Origin of the sequence: Microvirga makkahensis, assembly GCF_009830105.1 — a bacterium.
In the GTDB taxonomy this organism is placed as follows: Bacteria; Pseudomonadota; Alphaproteobacteria; order Rhizobiales; family Beijerinckiaceae; genus Microvirga; species Microvirga makkahensis.
Window position 1 is genome coordinate 1 of the sequence record NZ_WURB01000068.1, and the last position, 1922, is coordinate 1922.

Sequence of the window (1922 nt, forward strand, 5' to 3'; positions counted from 1 at the left end):
CGCGTGGCGTGCCAGCGGAGGTGGTCCTCGATGAAGGTTGCGATGAAGAAGTAGGAATGGTCGTAGCCGTCCTGGCGGCGCAGGGTGAGGGGCTGGCCGGCTCTTGCGCAGGCCTCCTCCAGAAGCTGCGGCTTGAGCTGGCTCTCCAGGAAGCTGTCGGCCGTGCCCTGATCGACCAGGATGTCGCGCACCCGCGCACCGCTCCCGATCAGCGCGCAGGCATCGTATTCGCGCCAGGCGGAGCGGTCGGAGCCGAGATAGTGCGACAGCGCCTTCTCGCCCCAGGGGCAGGTCATCGGCGAGGCGATCGGCGCAAAGGCCGAGACGGCCTTGAAGCGGTCCGGGTTCCTCAGGGCGATGGTGAGCGCCCCGTGCCCGCCCATGGAATGCCCGGTGATCCCCTGCCGCGCCATGTCGGCGGGCAGATTGGCCGCAACGAGTTCCGGCAACTCGCGCTCGAGATAGGAGCGCATGCGGTAGTGCTGCGCCCAGGGCTCCCGTGTCGCATCGACGTAAAAGCCCGCGCCAAGGCCGAAATCGTAAGCCCCCTCCGGATCGTCCGGCACGCCCGCGCCGCGCGGGCTGGTGTCAGGGGCGACGAGGATCAGGCCGAGCTCCGAGGCGATGCGCTGCGCGCCCGCCTTGACGGTGAAGTTCTCCTCCGTGCAGGTCAGCCCCGACAGAAACCACACCACCGGCACCTTACGGTCGTTCGCCTGCGGCGGCACGTAGGCGGCAAGGCGCATGGAGGTGCCCGTCTCCTGCGAGGCGTGACGGTAGACGAACTGCGTGCCGCCAAAGCAGCGCGCCTGCGCAACGGTCTCGAAGCTCACGGCCTGTCTCCCGGTCAGTAGACGATGACGGAGCGGATCGACTTGCCCTCGTGCATGAGGTCGAAGGCGGTGTTGATCTCGTCGAGCGGCATGGTGTGGGTGATCAGGTCGTCGATGTTGATCTTGCCCTCCATGTACCAGTCGACGATCTTGGGCACGTCCGTGCGCCCGCGCGCGCCGCCAAAGGCCGTGCCCTTCCACACGCGGCCGGTGACAAGCTGGAACGGCCGGGTCGCGATCTCCCGGCCCGCCTCCGCCACGCCGATGATGATGCTCTCGCCCCAGCCGCGGTGGCAGCATTCCAGCGCCTGGCGCATCACGTCCGTGTTGCCGGTGGCGTCGAAGGAGAAATCGGCGCCGCCGCCGGTCAGATCGACGATCGCCTGCACCACCTTGTCGTTGCCGATCTCCTTCGGGTTGATGAAGTCGGTCATGCCGAACTTCTCGGCCATGGCGCGCTTGGCGGGGTTGATGTCCACACCGATGATCCTGTCGGCGCCGACCATGCGCGCGCCCTGGATCACGTTGAGCCCGATGCCGCCGAGCCCGAACACCACCACATTGGCGCCGGGCCAGACCTTGGCGGTGTAGATCACCGCGCCGATGCCGGTGGTGACGCCGCAGCCGATATAGCAGATCTTGTCGAAGGGGGCGTCCTCGCGCACCTTGGCGAGCGCGATCTCGGGCAGCACGGTGAAGTTGGCAAAGGTCGAGCAGCCCATGTAGTGGAACACGGTCTCGCCGTCGCAGCGGAACCGGCTCGTGCCGTCGGGCATGAGGCCCTGGCCCTGGGTGGCGCGGATGGCTGTGCACAGATTGGTGCGCCGCGACAGGCAGGATTTGCAGCTGCGGCATTCGGGCGTGTAGAGCGGGATCACGTGATCGCCAGGCTTGAGGGTGGTCACGCCCGGACCGACCTCGCGCACGATGCCCGCGCCCTCATGGCCGAGAATGGCCGGGAACTTGCCCTCGGAGTCGAGCCCCGACAGGGTGTAGGCGTCGGTGTGGCACACGCCGGTCGCCATCACCTCCACCAGAACCTCGCCCGCCTTCGGGCCCTCCAGGCGGATCGTCTCAATCGTCAAAGGC

The 1922-nt window shown here is 67.7% G+C and carries 2 protein-coding genes; both read right to left on the bottom strand.

What is annotated here, in order from left to right:
* A partial coding sequence (fghA, locus tag GR328_RS26410; protein WP_160888614.1) for an S-formylglutathione hydrolase occupies positions 1-833 on the bottom strand: 833 nt, incomplete at its 3' end.
* 14 nt (positions 834-847) lie between these two features.
* On the bottom strand, positions 848-1922 hold a 1075-nt coding region (locus GR328_RS26415), incomplete at its 5' end, for an S-(hydroxymethyl)glutathione dehydrogenase/class III alcohol dehydrogenase (protein WP_160888615.1).